Below are 17625 nucleotides of genomic sequence, written 5' to 3'. Positions count from 1 at the left end.
ATCCTGGACCGGCCCGCCACCGCCACCCGCACGAAAGAGGCCCCCGTTGGAGCACCACCGCAGCCCCCAGCAGATCCCGGTCGTCGTACTCGCCGGATTCCTGGGCTCCGGGAAGACCACGCTCCTCAATCACCTGCTGCACCGCAGCGGAGGCAGCCGGATCGGGGCGATCGTCAACGACTTCGGGGCCATCGAGATCGACGCGATGGCCGTGGCGGGCGCGCTCGGCGACTCCACCGTCTCGCTCGGCAACGGCTGCCTGTGCTGCGCCGTCGACGCGAGTGAACTGGACCTGTACCTGGAGCGGCTCGCCAACCCCGCCACCGGTGTCGACGTCATCGTCATCGAGGCCAGCGGTCTCGCCGAGCCCCAGGAACTCGTCCGGATGCTGCTCGCCAGCGAGCACCCCGGCATCGTCTACGGCGGCCTCGTCGAGGTCGTCGACGCCGCCGAGTTCGACGACACGCGCGCGAAGCACCCCGAGATCGACCGCCACCTCGCCCTCGCCGACCTGGTCGTCGTCAACAAGCTCGACCGGGCCGAGCGGGGCGGCGAGCGTGTACTGGAGCTCGTGCGGTCGCTCAGCGACCGCGGAGCCGCCGTCGTCCCGGCCACCTACGGCCGTATCGACCCCGAGTTCCTCTTCGACTGCCGGCCAGGCGAGGAGCGCATCGGGCAGTTGTCCTTCGACGATCTGCACGAGCATCGAGAAGACGATGAACACGCGGGACACCTGCACACCCGGTACGACAGCCTGTCCTTCGTCTCCGGCCGGCCCCTCGATCCCCGTCGGCTCATGACCTTCCTGGACAGCCGGCCCGAGGGGCTCTACCGGATCAAGGGGTACGTCGACTTCGGCCCGTACGACACCGGGAACCGGTACGCCGTGCATGCCGTGGGGCGGTTCCTGCGGTTCTACCCGGAGCCCTGGGGGCCGGACGAGGAGCGGCTGACGCAGCTCGTGCTGATCGGCTCCGGCATCGACGCGCCCGCCCTGCGCAAGGAACTGGACGCGTGTACGAGCGACGCCCCGCACGCCGACGAGCACGGCATGTGGGGCGTCCTGCGCTATGTACCGGGCCTCGAGGAAGGCCCCGAGGAAGGCGGCTACGGGGCTTAGACCGGGCCTGCCACCACCGACACCGTCTTCGGCAGCGAGACACCCGAGCCGTCCCGGCGCGGGTCGGCCTCCGGGAGTTCCGCCGGCGTGCCGTTCTTCTGGGCCGCCTTCGCCGGCACCGGGCCCGCCCAGGCGAAGGCCAGGCAGTCCTCGCCCTTCAGGAACCGCTGGCAGCGCACACCGCCGGTGGCGCGGCCCTTGCGCGGGTACTGGTCGAACGGGGTCAGCTTGGCCGTCGTCTGCACCGAGTCGTCGAGCGTCCCGCGCGAACCGGCCACCGTGAAGACCACCGCGTCGGCCGCCGGGTCCACCGCGGTGAAGGAGATGACCTTCGCGCCCTCCACGAGCTTGATGCCCGCCATACCGCCCGCCGGACGGCCCTGCGGGCGCACCTGGGAGGCCTGGTAGCGCAGCAACTGCGCGTCGTCCGTGATGAACACCAGGTCCTCCTCGCCGGTGCGCAGCTCCATCGCGCCGACGATCCGGTCGCCCTCCTTGAGAGTGATGACCTCCAACTCGTCCTTGTTGGACGGGTAGTCGGGGACCACGCGCTTGACCACGCCCTGCTCGGTGCCGAGGGCGAGACCCGGTGAGGACTCGTCCAGCGTGGTCAGGCAGACCACCGCCTCGTCGTCCTCCAGGGAGAGGAACTCGGACAGGGGCGCGCCGCCCGCGAGGGTCGGGGCGGTCGCCGTCTCCGGGAGCTGCGGGAGGTCGACCACGTTGACGCGGAGCAGGCGGCCGGACGAGGTCACCGCGCCGACCTCGCCGCGGGCGGTCGCCGGGACCGCCGAGACGATCACGTCGTGCTTGGTCCGCTTGCCGTCGGCGTCCTCCGGGAACGGCTCGCCGTTCGTCGTGCGCGCCAGCAGGCCCGTCGAGGAGAGCAGCACCCGGCACGGGTCGTCGGCCACCTGGAGCGGCACCAGGGCCGCCGGGGCACCCGAGGCCTCCAGCAGGACCGTGCGCCGCTCGGTGCCGAACTTCTTCGCCACCGCGGCCAGTTCGGTCGAGACCAGCTTGCGCAGTTCCGCGTCCGACTCCAGGATCCGGGTCAGCTCGGCGATCTCCGCGGTGAGCTTGGCCTTCTCCGCGTCCAGCTCGATGCGGTCGTACCTGGTCAGCCGGCGGAGCGGCGTGTCCAGGATGTACTGGGTCTGGATCTCCGACAGCGAGAAGCGCTCCATCAGGCGCTCCTTGGCCTGCGCGCTGTTGTCGCTGGAGCGGATCAGCCGGATGACCTCGTCGATGTCGACCAAGGCCGTGAGCAGCCCCTCGACCAGGTGCAGGCGGTCCCGGCGCTTGGTGCGGCGGAACTCGCTGCGGCGGCGGACCACGTTGAAGCGGTGGTCGAGGTAGACCTCGAGCAGTTCCTTCAGGCCCAGGGTGAGCGGCTGGCCGTCCACCAGGGCGACGTTGTTGATGCCGAAGGACTCCTCCATCGGCGTCAGCTTGTAGAGCTGTTCCAGGACCGCCTCCGGCACGAAGCCGTTCTTGATCTCGACGACCAGACGCAGCCCGTGCTCGCGGTCGGTGAGGTCCTTGACGTCGGCGATGCCCTGCAGCTTCTTGGAGTTGACCAGGTCCTTGATCTTGGCGATGACCTTCTCGGGGCCGACCGTGAAGGGCAGTTCGGTGATGACCAGACCCTTGCGGCGGGCCGTGACCGTCTCCACCGCCACCGTGGCGCGGATCTTGAAGGTGCCGCGGCCCGTCTCGTAGGCGTCCCGGACGCCCTCCAGGCCGACGATCCGGCCGCCGGTCGGCAGATCGGGGCCCGGGACGTGCTTCATCAGCGCGTCCAGGTCCGCGTTCGGGTACCGGATCAGATGGCGGGCGGCCGAGATCACCTCGCCCAGGTTGTGCGGCGGCATGTTCGTCGCCATGCCGACCGCGATCCCCGACGAGCCGTTGACCAGCAGGTTCGGGAAGGCGGCGGGCAGCGCCACCGGCTCCTGCTCCTGGCCGTCGTAGTTCGGCGCGAAGTCGACCGTGTCCTCGTCGATCGACTCGGTCATCAGACTGGTCGCCTCGGCCATCCGGCACTCGGTGTACCGCATGGCGGCCGGCGGGTCGTCGTTGCCCAGCGAGCCGAAGTTGCCGTGGCCGTCGACCAGCGGGACGCGCATCGAGAACGGCTGGGCCATGCGCACCAGCGCGTCGTAGATCGACGCGTCGCCGTGCGGGTGCAGCTTGCCCATGACCTCGCCGACCACGCGCGCGCACTTCACATAGGCGCGGTCGGGGCGCACACCCATCTCGTTCATCTGGTAGACGATGCGGCGGTGCACCGGCTTCAGGCCGTCGCGGGCGTCCGGCAGGGCGCGCGAGTAGATGACCGAGTACGCGTACTCGAGGTAGGAGCCGCGCATCTCGTCCACGACGTCGATGTCGAGGATCCTCTCCTCGTACGAGTCGTCGGGCGGCGGGGTCTTCGTGCTGCGGCGGGCCATCGCTGCCGGCTCCTTGCTCATGCGTGAACGGGATCTGACGCTGACCATTGTGGACCGCGGCACCGACAAGCCGGTCCAGGCCCCGGTCTCCGCGGCCCGCCCCGGTGCCCAGGAGGCGTTCGGGAGCGGGTGGGACGCAGGCTACGCGATCCGCTGTGGGCGTACGTGGTGCGGGAACTTCGCCGGGCCCCGGCACGCTTGCATACAGTGGCAGGACCGGCAGGAAAACCGCGGTTCGAGACCGCTTCCGCGAGTGAGTGACGCGAGTGAAGGGACGTACATGCCCATGGGTCACACGACCACGGCCGAGACAGGCTCCGGAGGCCTGACAGCGACCGAGCACCGCTTGGCCAACGGTCTGCGCGTGGTGCTCTCCGAGGACCACCTGACCCCGGTCGCGGCGGTCTGCCTCTGGTACGACGTCGGCTCCCGGCACGAAGTCAAGGGACGTACCGGCCTGGCTCACCTTTTCGAGCACTTGATGTTCCAGGGCTCAGCCCAGGTGAAGGGCAACGGCCACTTCGAGCTCGTCCAGGGCGCCGGCGGCTCGCTCAACGGCACCACCAGCTTCGAGCGCACCAACTACTTCGAGACCATGCCCGCCCACCAGCTGGAGCTCGCCCTCTGGCTCGAGGCCGACCGCATGGGCTCCCTGCTCGCCGCCCTGGACGACGAGTCCATGGAGAACCAGCGGGACGTCGTAAAGAACGAGCGCCGTCAGCGTTACGACAACGTCCCCTACGGCACCGCCTTCGAGAAGCTGACCGCCCTCGCCTATCCGGAGGGCCACCCCTACCACCACACGCCGATCGGCTCGATGGCCGACCTGGACGCGGCCACCCTGGAGGACGCGCGGGCGTTCTTCCGCACCTACTACGCGCCCAACAACGCCGTCCTGTCGGTCGTCGGCGACATCGACCCGGAGCAGACCCTCGCCTGGGTCGAGAAGTACTTCGGTTCCATCCCGGCGCACGACGGCAAGCCGACCCCGCGCGACGGTTCGCTGCCCGACATCATGGGCGAGCAGCTGCGCGAGGTCGTCGTGGAGGAGGTGCCCGCGCGCGCGTTGATGGCCGCCTACCGGCTCCCGGAGGACGGCACGCGCGTGTCCGACGCGGCCGACCTGGCCCTCACCGTCCTCGGCGGCGGCGAGTCCTCCCGCCTCTACAACCGCCTCGTACGGCGCGACCGTACGGCCGTCGCCGCCGGCTTCGGCCTGCTGCGGCTCGCCGGCGCCCCCTCCCTGGGCTGGCTGGACGTGAAGACCTCCGGCGACGTCGAGGTGCCGGTCATCGAGGCCGCCATCGACGAGGAGCTCGCCCGGTTCGCCGAGGAGGGCCCCACGCCCGAGGAGATGGAGCGCGCCCAGGCCCAGTTGGAGCGCGAGTGGCTGGACCGGCTGGGCACCGTCGCCGGCCGCGCGGACGAACTGTGCCGCTTCGCCGTCCTGTTCGGTGACCCGCAGCTCGCCCTGACCGCCGTCCAGCGCGTCCTCGCGGTGACCCCGCAAGAGGTCCAGGAGGTCGCCAAGGCCCGGCTGCGGCCCGACAACCGCGCGGTGCTCGTCTACGAGCCCAAGTCCCCGGAGGCGGTCGAGGACGCCGACGTACCCGAGGACCCCGAGGCCGAGGCCACGGTCGAGGCCGCAACCGCCGAGCACGACGACGAGGAGACGGCCAAGTGACCGAGCTCGCCACCATGGAATTCCACCCCCAGCCCCAAGCGGGCCAGGCCCGGCCCTGGGCCTTCCCGGCACCCGAGCGCGGCACCCTGGACAACGGCCTGACCGTGCTGCGCTGCCACCGCCCCGGCCAGCAGGTCGTCGCCGTCGAGGTACTCCTGGACGCGCCCCTGGACGCCGAGCCGGCCGGCCTGGACGGCGTCGCCACGATCATGGCGCGCGCCTTCTCCGAGGGCACCGACAAGCACTCCGCCGAGGAGTACGCCGCCGAGCTGGAGCGGGCCGGCGCCACCCTCGACGCACACGCCGACCACCCCGGCGTCCGGCTCAGCCTGGAGGTCCCCGCCTCCCGCCTGGGCAAGGGACTGGGGCTGCTCTCCGACGCGCTCAGGGCACCCGCCTTCGCCGACAGCGAGGTCGAACGACTGGTCCGTAACCGCCTCGACGAGATCCCGCACGAGCTGGCCAACCCCAGCCGCCGGGCCGCCAAGCAGCTCTACAAGGAACTGTTCCCGTCGACCGCGCGGATGTCCCGTCCGCGCCAGGGCACCGAGGACACCGTAGAGAAGATCGACGCGGCCGCCGTACGCGCGTTCTACGACCGGCATGTGCGGCCCGCCACCGCCACCGCGGTCGTCGTCGGCGACCTCACCGGCATCGACCTGGACGAACTGCTCGGCGAGACCCTGGGCGCCTGGCGCGGCTCCACCGCCCAGCCCCGGCCGGTGCCCCCGGTCTCCGCCGACGACACCGGCCGAGTCGTCATCGTGGACCGCCCCGGAGCCGTCCAGACGCAGCTGCTCATCGGCCGCGTCGGCGCCGACCGGCACGACCGCGTCTGGCCCGCCCAGGTGCTCGGCACCTACTGCCTGGGCGGCACCCTCACCTCGCGCCTGGACCGCGTCCTGCGCGAGGAGAAGGGCTACACCTACGGCGTCCGAGCCTTCGGGCAGGTCCTGCGGTCCGCCCCCGACGGCAGCGGCGCCGCGATGCTCGCCATCAGCGGCTCCGTGGACACCCCGAACACCGGCCCGGCGCTCCAGGACCTGTGGACGGTGCTGCGCACCCTCGCCTCCGGGGGCCTCACGGACGCCGAGCGCGACGTCGCCGTGCAGAACCTCGTCGGCGTGGCGCCGCTCAAGTACGAGACGGCGGCGGCCGTCGCCGGCACCCTGGCCGACCAGGTCGAGCAGCATCTGCCCGACGACTTCCAGGCCACGCTCTACCGGCAACTGGCCGCGACCGGCACGGTGGAGGCCACCGCGGCGGTCGTGAACGCCTTCCCGGTCGACCACCTGGTGACCGTCCTCGTCGGCGACGCGGCGCAGATCAAGGAGCCCGTCGAGGCCCTCGGCATCGGCGAAGTGACGGTCGTCGCCGCGGAGTAGGCGGAGTAAGCCGAGCGAGGCGAGCGGCGAAGCAAGCCGCGCGTCCGGACGAGCGGCACGCGCGCGTGAAGCGGCCCTGGTGACTGTTGCGTCACCAGGGCCGCCGAATGTCCGAATTGGGGCGGAGGTTGCCTGTCTGCCCTGTGGGATGCGCGACAAATGACGTGATCCGTTTGAGCATTGCGAGGACGTCCTCGTAGGTTCTTCCGGGCTGTCCGTCAGGCAATGCGCCGCGCCCGCGGCACCGGACAGCCATCGCCGAGTCCCCGTACGGCGCGAGCCAGGGGAGCCGGGGACCCACACAGTCCCTGGGGTGAATCGGGCGCCCGCGCGAGCCGCGAGGGGGCCCGTAGGAGACCTTCCTGCTCCGAACCCGTCAGCTAACCCGGTAGGCGAGAGGGAAGGAAAGGACCAGCCTCTACATGGCGTTCATGTGCGCCTCCGGGAAGCACCGTCGTCCCGGCCGGGTGAAGCGCACCACCGCGCAGGCCGCCGGTATCGCGGCCCTCACCACCACCGGTGTCATCGGCACCCTCTCGGCCGCCCCCGCGCTCGCCGCCGAGAACTCCGTCGAGCAGACCGGCCTCACCCCGGTCATCACCGTCAGCGACTCGGTCGCCGACCAGATCGACGCCCAGGCCGCCGCGCAGAAGGCCGCCGCCGAGCGCAAGGCGGCCGAGGAGGCCGCGCGCAAGAAGGCCGTGGAGAAGGCCAAGAAGGAGCGCGAGGCCGAGGCACGCGCCGCGCGGGCGGCGGAGCGCAAGCGCCTCAACGCCTTCGTCCCGCCGATCTCCGACTCGTACGTCTCCACCGGCTACAAGACCGGCGGCTCCCTGTGGTCCTCCGGCGCCCACACCGGCATCGACTTCCACGCCGCCACCGGCACGGTGGTGCACGCGGTCGGCATCGGTACGGTCGTCTCCACCGGCTGGGGCGGGTCCTACGGCAACCAGATCGTCATCAAGATGGCCGACGGCATGTACACCCAGTACGGCCACCTGTCGTCGATCGGCGTCTCGGTGGGCCAGAAGGTCACGCCGGGCCAGCAGATCGGCCTCTCCGGCGCGACCGGCAACGTGACCGGCCCCCACCTCCACTTCGAGGCCCGCACGACCCCGGAGTACGGCTCGGACATCGACCCGGTCGCCTACCTCCGCAAGCACGGCGTGAACGTCTGACCGACCACGGCGGGCACGCCTGGCGCGCGGTACCGCACGCCCCGCGCGGGTTACGGCGCGCACGCCCCCGCGCGGCCATCGCGTGAGCGCGGGGAGTGGGGCGCGGGGCGCGGGGCGCGGGGCGCGCGAGCGTGACACCACGGCGTGCGCGTTCTGCGAGAACCCGGCGTGCGCCCCACCCGTGCGTCCCCGGCGTGGATGCCTCCCGGCGCCCCCGGCGTGGACCCCTGCCGCGAGCTCTCAGCGTGCGCCCCTCCCGCGCGATCCCGGCGTGCGCCCCACCCGCGCGTCCCCGGCGTGGATGCCCCCCGGCGCTCCCGGCGTGGACCCCACCCGGGAGCCCCAGTGTGGACGCCCCGCCCCGAGCGCCGCACGAAGGTGTTTCCCCGCGGGCGCATCACACACCTCGATCACGCGCCCCCCGGCGATGAACATGTGACGCCACAGGGCGACAGCCCCGAAGCCCCGGCCGCTCCCCGAGCCGGGGCTTTCGTCGTTTTCGTGACCCCGGTGTCCAAAAAATATGCATGGATTCAGGGCCGCCGTCGGAAATTCCAGCCCATTGCAATAGAGTCACGGAACGGACGCCACTCGGCGGCGTTTCACGGGGATTAAGGCGGAGGTCGGACATGCGTATTCCGGCGCACTCGGTATGCACGGCGATCCGGGACGACATCGTCGCGGGTGTCTACGAGCGCGGCAGCCGGCTCACCGAGGAACTCCTGGCCCGTCGCTACGGCGTCTCGCGCGTCCCCGTCCGCGAGGCCCTGCGCACCCTGGAGGCCGAGGGCTTCGTGGTGACGCGCCGGCACGCGGGTGCGTGCGTCGCGGAACCGACCGAGCAGGAGGCCGCCGACCTGCTGGAGATGCGCCTGCTCCTGGAGCCGCTCGGCGCCTCCCGGGCCGCCCAGCGTCGTACCGAGGCCCACCTCAAGGTGCTGCGGGGACTCGTCAGGCTGGGCCAGGAACGGGCCCGCAGGGGCGGCAGCGAGGACCTGCGCTCCCTGGGCGGCTGGTTCCACGAGACGCTCGCCCAGGCCACCGGAAGCCACGCCCTGACCTCGACACTTACTCAGCTGCGGCACAAGATCGCCTGGATGTACGCCGTCGACGCGCCCGCCAACCCCGTGGAGTCCTGGGCCGAGCACGGCGCCATCGTGGACGCCGTGACGCGCGGCGACAGCGAGCGCGCGCGGGCGATCACCGCGCTGCACACCGAGCGGTCCGCGGTCTCCCACCGGCTGCGCTTTTCCGGCGGCACGGACCGGGCGAACGGTGTGAGGACTTCGCAACACCCAGTAAACATGTCGGGCCTGCGGCATTAACACGGGCACCGTATACAAAGACGTGTTATTCGGTGGAGCGGTATTTTCGTTGCCCTCTGTCGGTCTCTGCCGTCCCTATTTCGCGCGCGTCCGGAATTTCCGGTGGCGCGTCATCGGCGTGCCCGATGGGGAATTGACTAAGCCCGGCGCGAAGTCCCGCCCCGTATAAAGCGTGGCCCTTCGTGAAGACCGGCGCCGAGCGAGGTCACGGCGGCGGGAACGGCGGAGGCCGGCGGCCGGAACGGCGGAGACCGGCGGCGGAAACGGCGGAGGCCGCGCCGCCCCTGTAGGGACGTCGCGGCCTCGCCGTGCGGGCGCTATGGCGCTCAGACGGTCTCGGGGAGCTCCTCGAGACCCTCAGCGACCAGCTTGGCCAGGCGGTCGAGGGCGGCGTCCGCACCCTCGGCGTCGGAGGCGAGGACGATCTCCTCGCCGCCCTGGGCGCCCAGGCCCAGGACAGCCAGCATGGAGGCCGCGTTGACGGGGTTGCCCCCGGCCTTGGCGATCGTCACCGGGACGCCTGTGGCCGTGGCGGCTCGGACGAAGATGGAAGCGGGGCGGGCGTGGAGACCCTCGGCCCAGCCGACGTTGACGCGGCGCTCAGCCATGTGATGCTGCCCTTCGGTGTTCAGGGTTGTCTAGACCAGTTTCCCATATCGTGAAGCGTCCCCGGAGCGGACGTGAGTCCTTCCGGGTGTGTCGTCGGACCGCGGCCTCGGCCCGACTTCCGTCCTCCACAGACTGCCTCGCGCCACTGTCGGACGCGAGCCGTACTCTGGGGCCCATGCAGACCCCGGCGGACCGGCAGGACCGGCACGAATACCCCGCCCACTGGGAGGCGGACGTGGTGCTGCGCGACGGTGGTACCGCGCGCGTCCGGCCCATCACCGTCGACGACGCCGACCGCCTGGTCAGCTTCTACGAGCAGGTCTCGGCCGAGTCGAAGTACTACCGCTTCTTCGCGCCGTACCCCAAGCTCTCCGCCAAGGACGTCCACCGCTTCACGCACCACGACTTTGTGGACAGGGTGGGACTCGCGGCCACCATCGGCGGCGAGTTCATCGCCACCGTACGCTATGACCGCATTGGCGCCGACGGCATGCCCGCCTCCGCGCCCGCCGACGAGGCCGAGGTCGCCTTCCTCGTCCAGGACGCCCACCAGGGCCGGGGCGTCGCCTCCGCCCTCCTGGAGCACATCGCGGCCGTCGCGCGGGAGCGCGGTATCCGCCGGTTCGCCGCCGAGGTGCTGCCGGCCAACAGCAAGATGATCAAGGTGTTCACGGACGCCGGCTACACCCAGCAGCGCAGCTTCGAGGACGGCGTGGTCCGCCTGGAGTTCGACCTGGAGCCCACGGACCGCTCGGTCGCCGTCCAGCGCGCGCGGGAGCAGCGGGCGGAGGCCCGTTCGGTACGACGGCTCCTGACCCCCGGTTCCGTTGCCGTGATCGGCGTCGGCCGGGTGCCCGGCGGCGTCGGCCGCAGCGTCCTCGGCAACCTCCGGGACGCCGGCTTCACCGGCCGCCTGCACGCCGTGAACCAGGCCTTCCCCGAGGATCTCAAGGAGGTCGACGGGGTGCCCGCGCACCGCTCCGTGCGCGACATCGACGGGCCGGTCGACGTCGCCGTGGTCGCCGTACCGGCCGAGCAGGTCCCGGACGCCGTCACCGACTGCGGCGAACACGGCGTCCAGGGGCTCGTCGTCCTGGCCGCCGGGTACGCGGAGAGCGGTCCGGACGGCCGCGAACGCCAGCGCGAACTCGTCCGGCACGCGCGCACGTACGGCATGCGGATCATCGGGCCGAACGCCTTCGGGATCATCAACACCGCCGCCGACGTACGGCTGAACGCCTCCCTCGCGCCCGAGATGCCCCGCCCCGGCCGGATCGGCCTCTTCGCCCAGTCCGGCGCCATCGGGATCGCTCTGCTGTCCCGGCTGCACCGGCGCGGCGGCGGCGTCACCGGGACCACGGGCGTGTCGACCTTCGTGTCGTCCGGCAACCGCGCGGACGTGTCCGGCAACGACGTCCTCCAGTACTGGTACGACGACGCCGAGACCGACGTCGTCCTCATGTACCTGGAGTCCATCGGCAACGCGCGCAAGTTCACCCGCCTCGCGCGGCGCACGGCGGCGGCGAAGCCGCTGGTCGTGGTGCAGAGCGCCGGTTCGGCGCCGCAGGGGCACGCGGTACGGGCCACGCGGCTGCCGCACGCCACGGTGTCCGCGCTGCTCCGGCAGGCCGGGGTGATCCGCGTCGACACGATCACGGAGCTGGTCGACGCGGGACTGCTGCTCGCGCGGCAGCCGCTGCCGGCCGGGCCCCGGGTGGCGATCCTCGGAAATTCCGAGTCGCTGGGGCTGCTGACGTACGACCGGTGCCTGGCGGAGGGGCTCCGGCCGGCGCCGCCGCTGGACCTGACGACCATGGCGACCCCCGCGGATTTCCATCGGGCGCTGTCGGAGGCGCTGGCGGACGAGTCGTGCGACGCGGTGGTCGTCACGGCCATTCCGACGATCGGGGAGGGGGCGGTCGCGGACGCGGAGCTGGCGGAGGCGCTGCGGTCGGCGGCCGAGGGGGTTCCCGGGAAGCCGGTGCTGGTGGTGCATGTGGAGCTCGGGGGGCTGGCGGAGGCGCTTTCGGCCGCGGGCCGCACCGCACCGCAGACGCCTGTCATGGCACCCGGCGCCTTCGGCGGCACCCACCGGTTCCGCCCTGCGCCGGTGGAGACGGCGGCCGAGGCGCCGCCAACTGCCCCGACGACGCGACCGAGTACGCCGTCCCCCGCACCGACGGCGCGACCGAGTACGCCGTCCACTGCCCCGACGGCGCGACCGAGTACGCCGTCCCCCGCACCGACGGCGCGACCGAGCACGCCGTCCCCCGCGCCGACGACGCGACCGAGCACGCCGTCCCCCGCGCCGACGACGTCGCCGAACGCCGCGTCGCCCGCCGCGGGAGCCGCCCGGACACCCCCCGCCGCCGTCGCCGCGGGAGCCGCCCGGACACCCCCCGCCGCCGTCGCCGAGGCCGCCAAGCCCCCCACTCCCCACCCCTGCTCCCGGCTGATCCCCGCCTACCCCGCCGCCGAGCGTGCCGTCCGGGCCCTCGCCGAAACCGTGAAGTACGCGCAGTGGCGGCGGGAGGCCGCCGATCCCGGGAAGGTGCCCGAGTACGACGACATCGACGAGAAGGGGGCCGCCGCGCTGATCGGCGCCCTGCTGGAGCGCGGGGAGGGGCTCACCCCCGGGACCGAGGAGACCTGCGCGCTCCTCGGCAGGTACGGCATCGCCGTGCACCACGCGGCCGCCGCCCCCACCCCCGAGGCCGCCGTCGCGGCCGCCCGCGACCTCGGCTACCCGGTCGCCCTCAAGGCCACCGCCCCGCACCTGCGCCACCGCGCCGACCTGGGCGGAGTACGGCTCGACCTGGCGGACGAGGAGCAACTGCGCCGGGCGTACACCGAGTTGACCGAGCTCTTCGGGCCGCCGGGGGAACTGCGCCCGGTGGTGCAGCGGATGGCACCCCGGGGCGTGGACACCGTCGTACGGGCCGTGATCGACCCCGCGGCCGGGGCCGTGCTGTCCTTCGGGCTGGCCGGGGCCGCCTCGCAGCTGCTCGGGGACACGGCCCACCGGCTGATCCCGGTGACGGACCGGGACGCGACCTCGCTGGTGCGGTCGATCCGGACCGCGCCCCTGCTGTTCGGCTGGCGCGGCTCGGCCCCCGTCGACACGCCCGCCCTGGAGGAGCTGCTGCTGCGCGTCTCCAGACTGGTCGACGACCATCCCGAGGTGGTCGCGGTCACCCTGGAACCCGTCGTGGTCGCCCGGCACGGCGTCAGCGTCCTCGGGGCCACCGTCCGCCTGGCGCCCCCGCCCGCCCGCGACGACCTGGGCCCGCGGACTCTGCCCGCCTACTGACCGCCGCGAACAGCCGCCCCCGTGATGGCTTTCCAAGAGGGTGCGTCGACTGGCCCGGACCCCCCTTGCCCACGGATTAGGATGGACGCCATGGCCAAGACCAGTACGACGACCCAGGGGCTGCGCGTCGCGATCGAGCGCAGCGGCTACTACCCGGCCCTCGTGGCCGAGGCGGTGGAGGCTTCCGTGGGCGGTGAGCCGATCCGGTCATACCTGGTCCACCAGGAGACGACGTTCGACCAGAACGAGGTGCGGCGGCACGTGACCGTGCTCGTCCTCACCGGCAACCGCTTCATCGTCAGCCACACCGACGAGCAGGCCGCCGACACCACCTCCCCGACGCCGTACGCCACCACCTCGACGGAGTCGGTGAAGCTCGGCCGGATCTCGTCGGTCGTGGTCAGCCGGGTGGTGGCCAACCCGGAGCAGTACACGCCGGGCACCCTGCCCCGCGAGATCGTGCTGACCATCGGCTGGGGCGCCGTCTCCCGTATCGACCTGGAGCCCGCCGCCTGCGGCGACCCCAACTGCGAGGCCGACCACGGCTACACGGGCAACTCCACGGCGGACGACCTGAGCCTGCGCGTCAGCGAGGCGGGGGACGGCCCGGAGACGGTGCGCCAGGCGCTCGCCTTCGCCCAGGCCATCTCCGAGGCGACAGCGGACGTCACGCACTGATGGCGTACGCCGCCTGGGACCATCCGGAACCGCTGGCCCTCGGCTCCGCGCCGCTGCCCGAGTACGGCAGCGGTTCCCTCGCCGACCTGCTGCCCACCCTGGCCGCCGGGATGGCCGTACCGGGAATGACCGCGTCGATCACGGAACTGACCGCCGCCGACCGCAACTGTGTCTTCCTGGTCGACGGGCTGGGCTGGGAGCAGCTCAGGGCCCACCCGGACGAGGCGCCCTTCCTGGCCTCGCTGCTCGGCAGCTCGCGCGGCGGCACCGGACGGCCGATCACCGCCGGTTACCCGGCGACCACCGCGACCTCTCTCGCCTCCGTCGGCACCGGCCTGCCGCCCGGCGCGCACGGCCTGCCCGGCTACACCGTCCGCAACCCGGCCACCGGCGAGCTGATGAACCAGCTGCGCTGGCAGCCGTGGACCGACCCGGCCGCCTGGCAGCCGTACCCCACCGTCTTCCAGCTCGCCGCCGACGCCGGTGTGCACTCGGCCCAGGTGTCCTCCCCGACCTTCGAGCGCACCCCGCTCACCAAGGTCGCGCTCAGCGGCGGAACGTTTCACGGGCGGCTCACCGGCGAGGAGCGGATGGACTTCGCGGCGGAGCAACTGGCCGCCGCCGACCGCTCCCTGGTGTACACGTACTACGCCGAACTGGACGGCGCCGGGCACCGGTACGGCGTCGACTCCGACACCTGGCGCGGCCAGCTGATGCACGTCGACCGGCTGGTGCAGCGGCTCGCCGAGCAGCTCCCGCCGCGCAGCGCGCTCTACGTCACCGCCGACCACGGCATGCTCGACGTGCCGTTCGACGAGCAGCACCGCATCGACTTCGACGAGGACTGGGAGCTGCGGGCCGGCGTCGCCCTGCTCGGCGGCGAGGGCCGAGCCAGGCACGTGTACGCGGTGCCGGGCGCCCAGAACGACGTGCTGACCTGCTGGCGCGAGGTGCTCGGCGAGCAGTTCTGGGTGGCCTCGCGTGACGAGGCGATCACGGCCGGCTGGTTCGGCCCGCCGGACCGGTTCGACGAGCGGGTGTACGAACGGATCGGCGATGTGGTCGCGGCAGCGCACGACGACGTCCTGATCATCGCCTCCGAGCGGGAGCCCAAGGAGTCGGCGATGGTCGGCAACCACGGTTCGATGACCCCCGTCGAGCAACTCGTCCCGCTGCTCGAAGTACGCTCCTAGCGCCGCCGATCCCACCACCCCCGAAAGGTGCTCAACTCCCCATGCCCGAGCTGGTCTTCTTCTCCGGAACGATGGACTGCGGGAAGTCGACCCTGGCTCTGCAGATCGAGCACAACCGGTCGGCCCGCGGCCTCGTCGGCATGATCTTCAGCCGTGACGACCGCGCCGGCTACGGCAAACTGTCCTCCCGCCTCGGCCTGGTCACCGACGCCGTGGAGGTCGAGGACGGGCAGGACCTGTACGCGTACCTGGTCGACCATCTCTCGCAGGGCGGCCGCGCGAACTACGTCATCGCCGACGAGGCGCAATTCCTGGCGCCGGAGCAGATCGACCAGCTCGCGCGCGTGGTCGACGATCTGGGCCTGGACGTCTACGCGTTCGGCATCACCACCGACTTCCGCTCCAAGCTGTTCCCCGGCTCCCAGCGGCTGGTGGAGCTGGCCGACCGGGTCGAGGTGCTCCAGGTCGAGGCCCTGTGCTGGTGCGGCGCCCGCGCCACCCACAACGCCCGCACGGTGGGCGGCGAGATGGTCGTCGAGGGCGCCCAGGTGGTGGTGGGCGATGTCAACGGGTCGGCCGGGAAGGTCGGTTACGAGGTGCTGTGCCGCCGCCACCACCGGCGCCGGATGACCGCCGCGTCGGCCCATGCGGCGGCCCTCTCCCCGGACGTCCTGCCCGTCACGCCCTGACTCGGCGCGGGCTCTGGATCACCGAGAAGACCGCGCCCTCCGGGTCGGCCACGATGGCGACCCGGCCGTGTGCGGTGTCCCGGGCCGGTTTCAGCACCTGTCCGCCCAGCTCGTCGACCTCCCGCAGGGTCGCGTCCGCGTCGGCCACCTCGAAGTAGGTCAGCCAGTGCGGCCCCCGGTCCCGGGGCAGTGAGAGGCCGACTCCGTGGATGCCGGCCACCGGGCGGCCCTCGACGTGCAGGGTCACGTAGTCGAAGTCGGCGGACACCACCGGCTCCTCCGCGTAGCCGAACACCGCCTCGTAGAACTTGGCGACGCTCGCGGTCTCGAAGGTGAGCAGTTCGTTCCAGGCGGGCGTGCCGGGGACACCGGTGACGGCCGTGCCGAGGTGGGCGGAGGCCTGCCAGATGCCGAACACCGCGCCCGACGGGTCGGAGGCGATGGCCATCCGCCCGGCCTCGGCCGCGTCCAGCGGGCCGACGCCCACCGTGCCGCCGCACAGCCGGGCCGTCTCGGCCGTCAGATCCACGTCCTCCGAGGCGAAGTACGGCGTCCAGGCGATCGGCAGCTGGCGGTCCGGCGGCAGCTGCCCGATGCCCGCGACCTCCTGCCCGTCCAGGAGCGCCCGGACGTAGGGGCCGAGCTGCTGCGGCCCGGGCTGGAACTCCCAGCCGAACAGGGCCTCGTAGAACTCCTCGGTCGCGGTCAAGCCGTGCACCATCAGACTCACCCAGCAGGGGGTACCGGGCGCGCGCCGAGCGTGTGTACCGCCGTTCGGGCCGGCCGATCCGCGTACCTCGGTCATCGTCACTCTCTCCTCGGCCCTCGTGGTGGCCGTGTCGCTTCCGCTCTCCGCACCGGTTGTGCCACAGCCGCGGGCACGCCCCGTGCCGATGCTCGCACCCTCCGTGGCGCCGTGCGTCCAGGCCGTGGCGGCGGCCTTCGCCGCGAGGATGCCTGATCTGCCGTTTCTCGCCCGTTTCCGGCCGATTGCCGCCGGGTGTCCATCAGTCGTACAGCATGTGCCCGATCCCGCACGCCCGGTGATCGAGCCTGTCCGGCCGAGCAGAGTAGTCGTACCTGGACGCTGCGGCCACCCCTGGCGTAAGGATGGGGCCATGGAAGCCATCATCACCGCAACCGAACTCGCCGACGACCTGACCGGGCCGAACCCGCCCGTGCTGCTGGACGTGCGCTGGCAGCTGACCACGCAGGGCGGCGCGGCCTTCGACGGCCGGGCGGAGTACGCCGCAGGGCACCTGCCGGGCGCCGTCTACGTGGACCTGGACACGGAGCTGGCGGCCGCGCCCACCGGCCGCGGCCGCCATCCGCTGCCCGACCTGGCCGTCTTCGCGGCGGCGATGCGCCGTGCGGGGGTGTCGGCGGACCGGCCGGTGGTCGTGTACGACGGCGGACCCGGCTGGGCGGCGGCGCGTGCGTGGTGGCTGCTGCGCTGGACGGGTCACCCGGATGTGCGGGTCCTGGACGGCGGGTTGCCGTCCTGGGAAGGCGCTCTTTCGGCTGACGCGGCCGAGCCGGCCGAGGGTGACTTCGAACCGGCGCCCGGCGCGCTGGAGTTGCTCGACGCGGACGGGGCGGCCGCGCTGGCCCGCGCGGGTGTGCTGCTCGACGCCCGCGCGGGGGAGCGGTACCGGGGCGAGGTGGAGCCGATCGACCGGATCGGTGGCCACATCCCCGGTGCCGTCTCCGCTCCGACCACGGAGAACGTCGGCCCGGACGGCCGTTTCCGGTCCGCCGGGGAGCTGAGTGACCGTTTCAAGGCCCTGGGCGCCTCTGGGGCGGCCCCGGTGGGCGTCTACTGCGGCTCGGGCGTCTCGGCCGCCCACGAGGTGCTGGCGCTGGCCGTGGCGGGCATTCCGGCGGCGCTGTACGTCGGTTCGTGGTCGGAGTGGTCCGCCGACCCGTCCCGTCCGGTCGCGGTCGGCCCCGACCCGCAGTAGAGGCAGCGATGAGAGGGGGCACGCGCGCGCGTGCCCCCTC

Annotated in this window: 13 protein-coding genes and 1 riboswitch; of the genes, 10 read left to right on the top strand and 3 right to left on the bottom strand. The window is 72.5% G+C overall.

What is annotated here, in order from left to right; translation table 11 throughout:
- The first annotated feature begins 46 nt into the window (after positions 1-46).
- On the top strand, positions 47-1120 hold the full coding sequence (locus AB0N16_RS03245) for a GTP-binding protein (RefSeq protein ID WP_365792457.1): 1074 nt from the start codon (positions 47-49) through the stop codon (positions 1118-1120).
- Here AB0N16_RS03245 and AB0N16_RS03240 read toward each other — a convergent pair.
- On the bottom strand, positions 1117-3573 hold the full coding sequence (locus AB0N16_RS03240; RefSeq protein WP_365792786.1) for a DNA topoisomerase IV subunit A: 2457 nt from the start codon (positions 3571-3573) through the stop codon (positions 1117-1119). The genes AB0N16_RS03245 and AB0N16_RS03240 overlap by 4 nt on opposite strands.
- A 280-nt stretch (positions 3574-3853) precedes the next feature.
- Here AB0N16_RS03240 and AB0N16_RS03235 point away from each other — a divergent pair, with 280 nt between their 5' ends.
- From AB0N16_RS03235 to AB0N16_RS03220, 4 genes are all read left to right on the top strand, one after another.
- A complete protein-coding gene (locus AB0N16_RS03235; RefSeq protein WP_365792455.1) occupies positions 3854-5257 on the top strand; it encodes a pitrilysin family protein in 1404 nt (467 codons plus the stop codon).
- Complete coding sequence (locus AB0N16_RS03230; RefSeq protein ID WP_365792453.1) at positions 5254-6642, top strand: pitrilysin family protein; 1389 nt, start codon at positions 5254-5256, stop codon at positions 6640-6642. Before AB0N16_RS03235 ends, AB0N16_RS03230 begins: the two co-directional genes overlap by 4 nt.
- A 246-nt stretch (positions 6643-6888) precedes the next feature.
- Positions 6889-7052, top strand: a riboswitch (cyclic di-AMP (ydaO/yuaA leader).
- Positions 7053-7064: 12 nt separating this feature from the next.
- The gene (locus tag AB0N16_RS03225; protein ID WP_365792451.1) at positions 7065-7820 is read left to right on the top strand and encodes a M23 family metallopeptidase; all 756 of its coding nucleotides are present in this window, start codon (positions 7065-7067) and stop codon (positions 7818-7820) included.
- Positions 7821-8449: 629 nt separating this feature from the next.
- On the top strand, positions 8450-9145 hold the full coding sequence (locus tag AB0N16_RS03220; protein WP_351709601.1) for a GntR family transcriptional regulator: 696 nt from the start codon (positions 8450-8452) through the stop codon (positions 9143-9145).
- A 326-nt stretch (positions 9146-9471) separates the two neighbouring features.
- Here the strand turns inward: AB0N16_RS03220 and AB0N16_RS03215 are convergent, their stop codons facing one another.
- On the bottom strand, positions 9472-9753 hold the full coding sequence (locus AB0N16_RS03215) for an HPr family phosphocarrier protein (protein WP_133919479.1): 282 nt from the start codon (positions 9751-9753) through the stop codon (positions 9472-9474).
- Positions 9754-9929: 176 nt separating this feature from the next.
- Between AB0N16_RS03215 and AB0N16_RS03210 the strand changes: the two genes are divergently transcribed.
- From AB0N16_RS03210 to AB0N16_RS03195, 4 genes are all read left to right on the top strand, one after another.
- Positions 9930-13064 carry a GNAT family N-acetyltransferase gene (locus tag AB0N16_RS03210; protein WP_365792448.1) on the top strand — a complete coding sequence of 1045 codons (3135 nt, stop codon included), beginning with the start codon at positions 9930-9932 and terminating at the stop codon, positions 13062-13064.
- A 90-nt stretch (positions 13065-13154) separates the two neighbouring features.
- On the top strand, positions 13155-13742 hold the full coding sequence (locus AB0N16_RS03205; protein ID WP_362576670.1) for a DUF5998 family protein: 588 nt from the start codon (positions 13155-13157) through the stop codon (positions 13740-13742).
- Positions 13742-14935, top strand: coding sequence for a nucleotide pyrophosphatase/phosphodiesterase family protein (locus tag AB0N16_RS03200; protein ID WP_365792446.1), 1194 nt, complete (start codon positions 13742-13744; stop codon positions 14933-14935). Before AB0N16_RS03205 ends, AB0N16_RS03200 begins: the two co-directional genes overlap by 1 nt.
- Positions 14936-14976: 41 nt before the next feature.
- Positions 14977-15624 carry a thymidine kinase gene (locus AB0N16_RS03195; RefSeq protein ID WP_365792444.1) on the top strand — a complete coding sequence of 216 codons (648 nt, stop codon included), beginning with the start codon at positions 14977-14979 and terminating at the stop codon, positions 15622-15624.
- Here AB0N16_RS03195 and AB0N16_RS03190 read toward each other — a convergent pair.
- Positions 15614-16429, bottom strand: coding sequence for a VOC family protein (locus tag AB0N16_RS03190; RefSeq protein ID WP_365792442.1), 816 nt, complete (start codon positions 16427-16429; stop codon positions 15614-15616). The two genes, AB0N16_RS03195 and AB0N16_RS03190, sit on opposite strands and share 11 nt — an antisense overlap.
- 313 nt (positions 16430-16742) lie before the next feature.
- On the opposite strand from AB0N16_RS03190, the gene AB0N16_RS03185 reads away from it, so the two are divergent.
- On the top strand, positions 16743-17585 hold the full coding sequence (locus AB0N16_RS03185) for a sulfurtransferase (protein ID WP_365792440.1): 843 nt from the start codon (positions 16743-16745) through the stop codon (positions 17583-17585).
- Positions 17586-17625 lie beyond the last annotated feature (40 nt).

The sequence above is a fragment of the Streptomyces sp. NPDC051105 genome, assembly GCF_040682795.1.
GTDB lineage: Bacteria > Actinomycetota > Actinomycetes > Streptomycetales > Streptomycetaceae > Streptomyces.
This window is presented reverse-complemented; position numbering and strand designations above follow the sequence as displayed.

Excerpts from the sequence above, each read along its gene's own strand:
- AB0N16_RS03200 (WP_365792446.1), top strand. The coding sequence starts at position 13,742 with ATGGCGTACGCCGCCTGGGACCATCCGGAACCGCTGGCCCTCGGCTCC.
- AB0N16_RS03215 (WP_133919479.1), bottom strand. The coding sequence starts at position 9,753 with ATGGCTGAGCGCCGCGTCAACGTCGGCTGGGCCGAGGGTCTCCACGCC.
- AB0N16_RS03195 (WP_365792444.1), top strand. The coding sequence starts at position 14,977 with ATGCCCGAGCTGGTCTTCTTCTCCGGAACGATGGACTGCGGGAAGTCG.
- AB0N16_RS03240 (WP_365792786.1), bottom strand. The coding sequence starts at position 3,573 with ATGGCCCGCCGCAGCACGAAGACCCCGCCGCCCGACGACTCGTACGAG.
- AB0N16_RS03220 (WP_351709601.1), top strand. The coding sequence starts at position 8,450 with ATGCGTATTCCGGCGCACTCGGTATGCACGGCGATCCGGGACGACATC.
- AB0N16_RS03225 (WP_365792451.1), top strand. The coding sequence starts at position 7,065 with ATGGCGTTCATGTGCGCCTCCGGGAAGCACCGTCGTCCCGGCCGGGTG.
- AB0N16_RS03205 (WP_362576670.1), top strand. The coding sequence starts at position 13,155 with ATGGCCAAGACCAGTACGACGACCCAGGGGCTGCGCGTCGCGATCGAG.
- AB0N16_RS03210 (WP_365792448.1), top strand. The coding sequence starts at position 9,930 with ATGCAGACCCCGGCGGACCGGCAGGACCGGCACGAATACCCCGCCCAC.
- AB0N16_RS03185 (WP_365792440.1), top strand. The coding sequence starts at position 16,743 with ATGGAAGCCATCATCACCGCAACCGAACTCGCCGACGACCTGACCGGG.
- AB0N16_RS03235 (WP_365792455.1), top strand. The coding sequence starts at position 3,854 with ATGCCCATGGGTCACACGACCACGGCCGAGACAGGCTCCGGAGGCCTG.
- AB0N16_RS03190 (WP_365792442.1), bottom strand. The coding sequence starts at position 16,429 with ATGACCGAGGTACGCGGATCGGCCGGCCCGAACGGCGGTACACACGCT.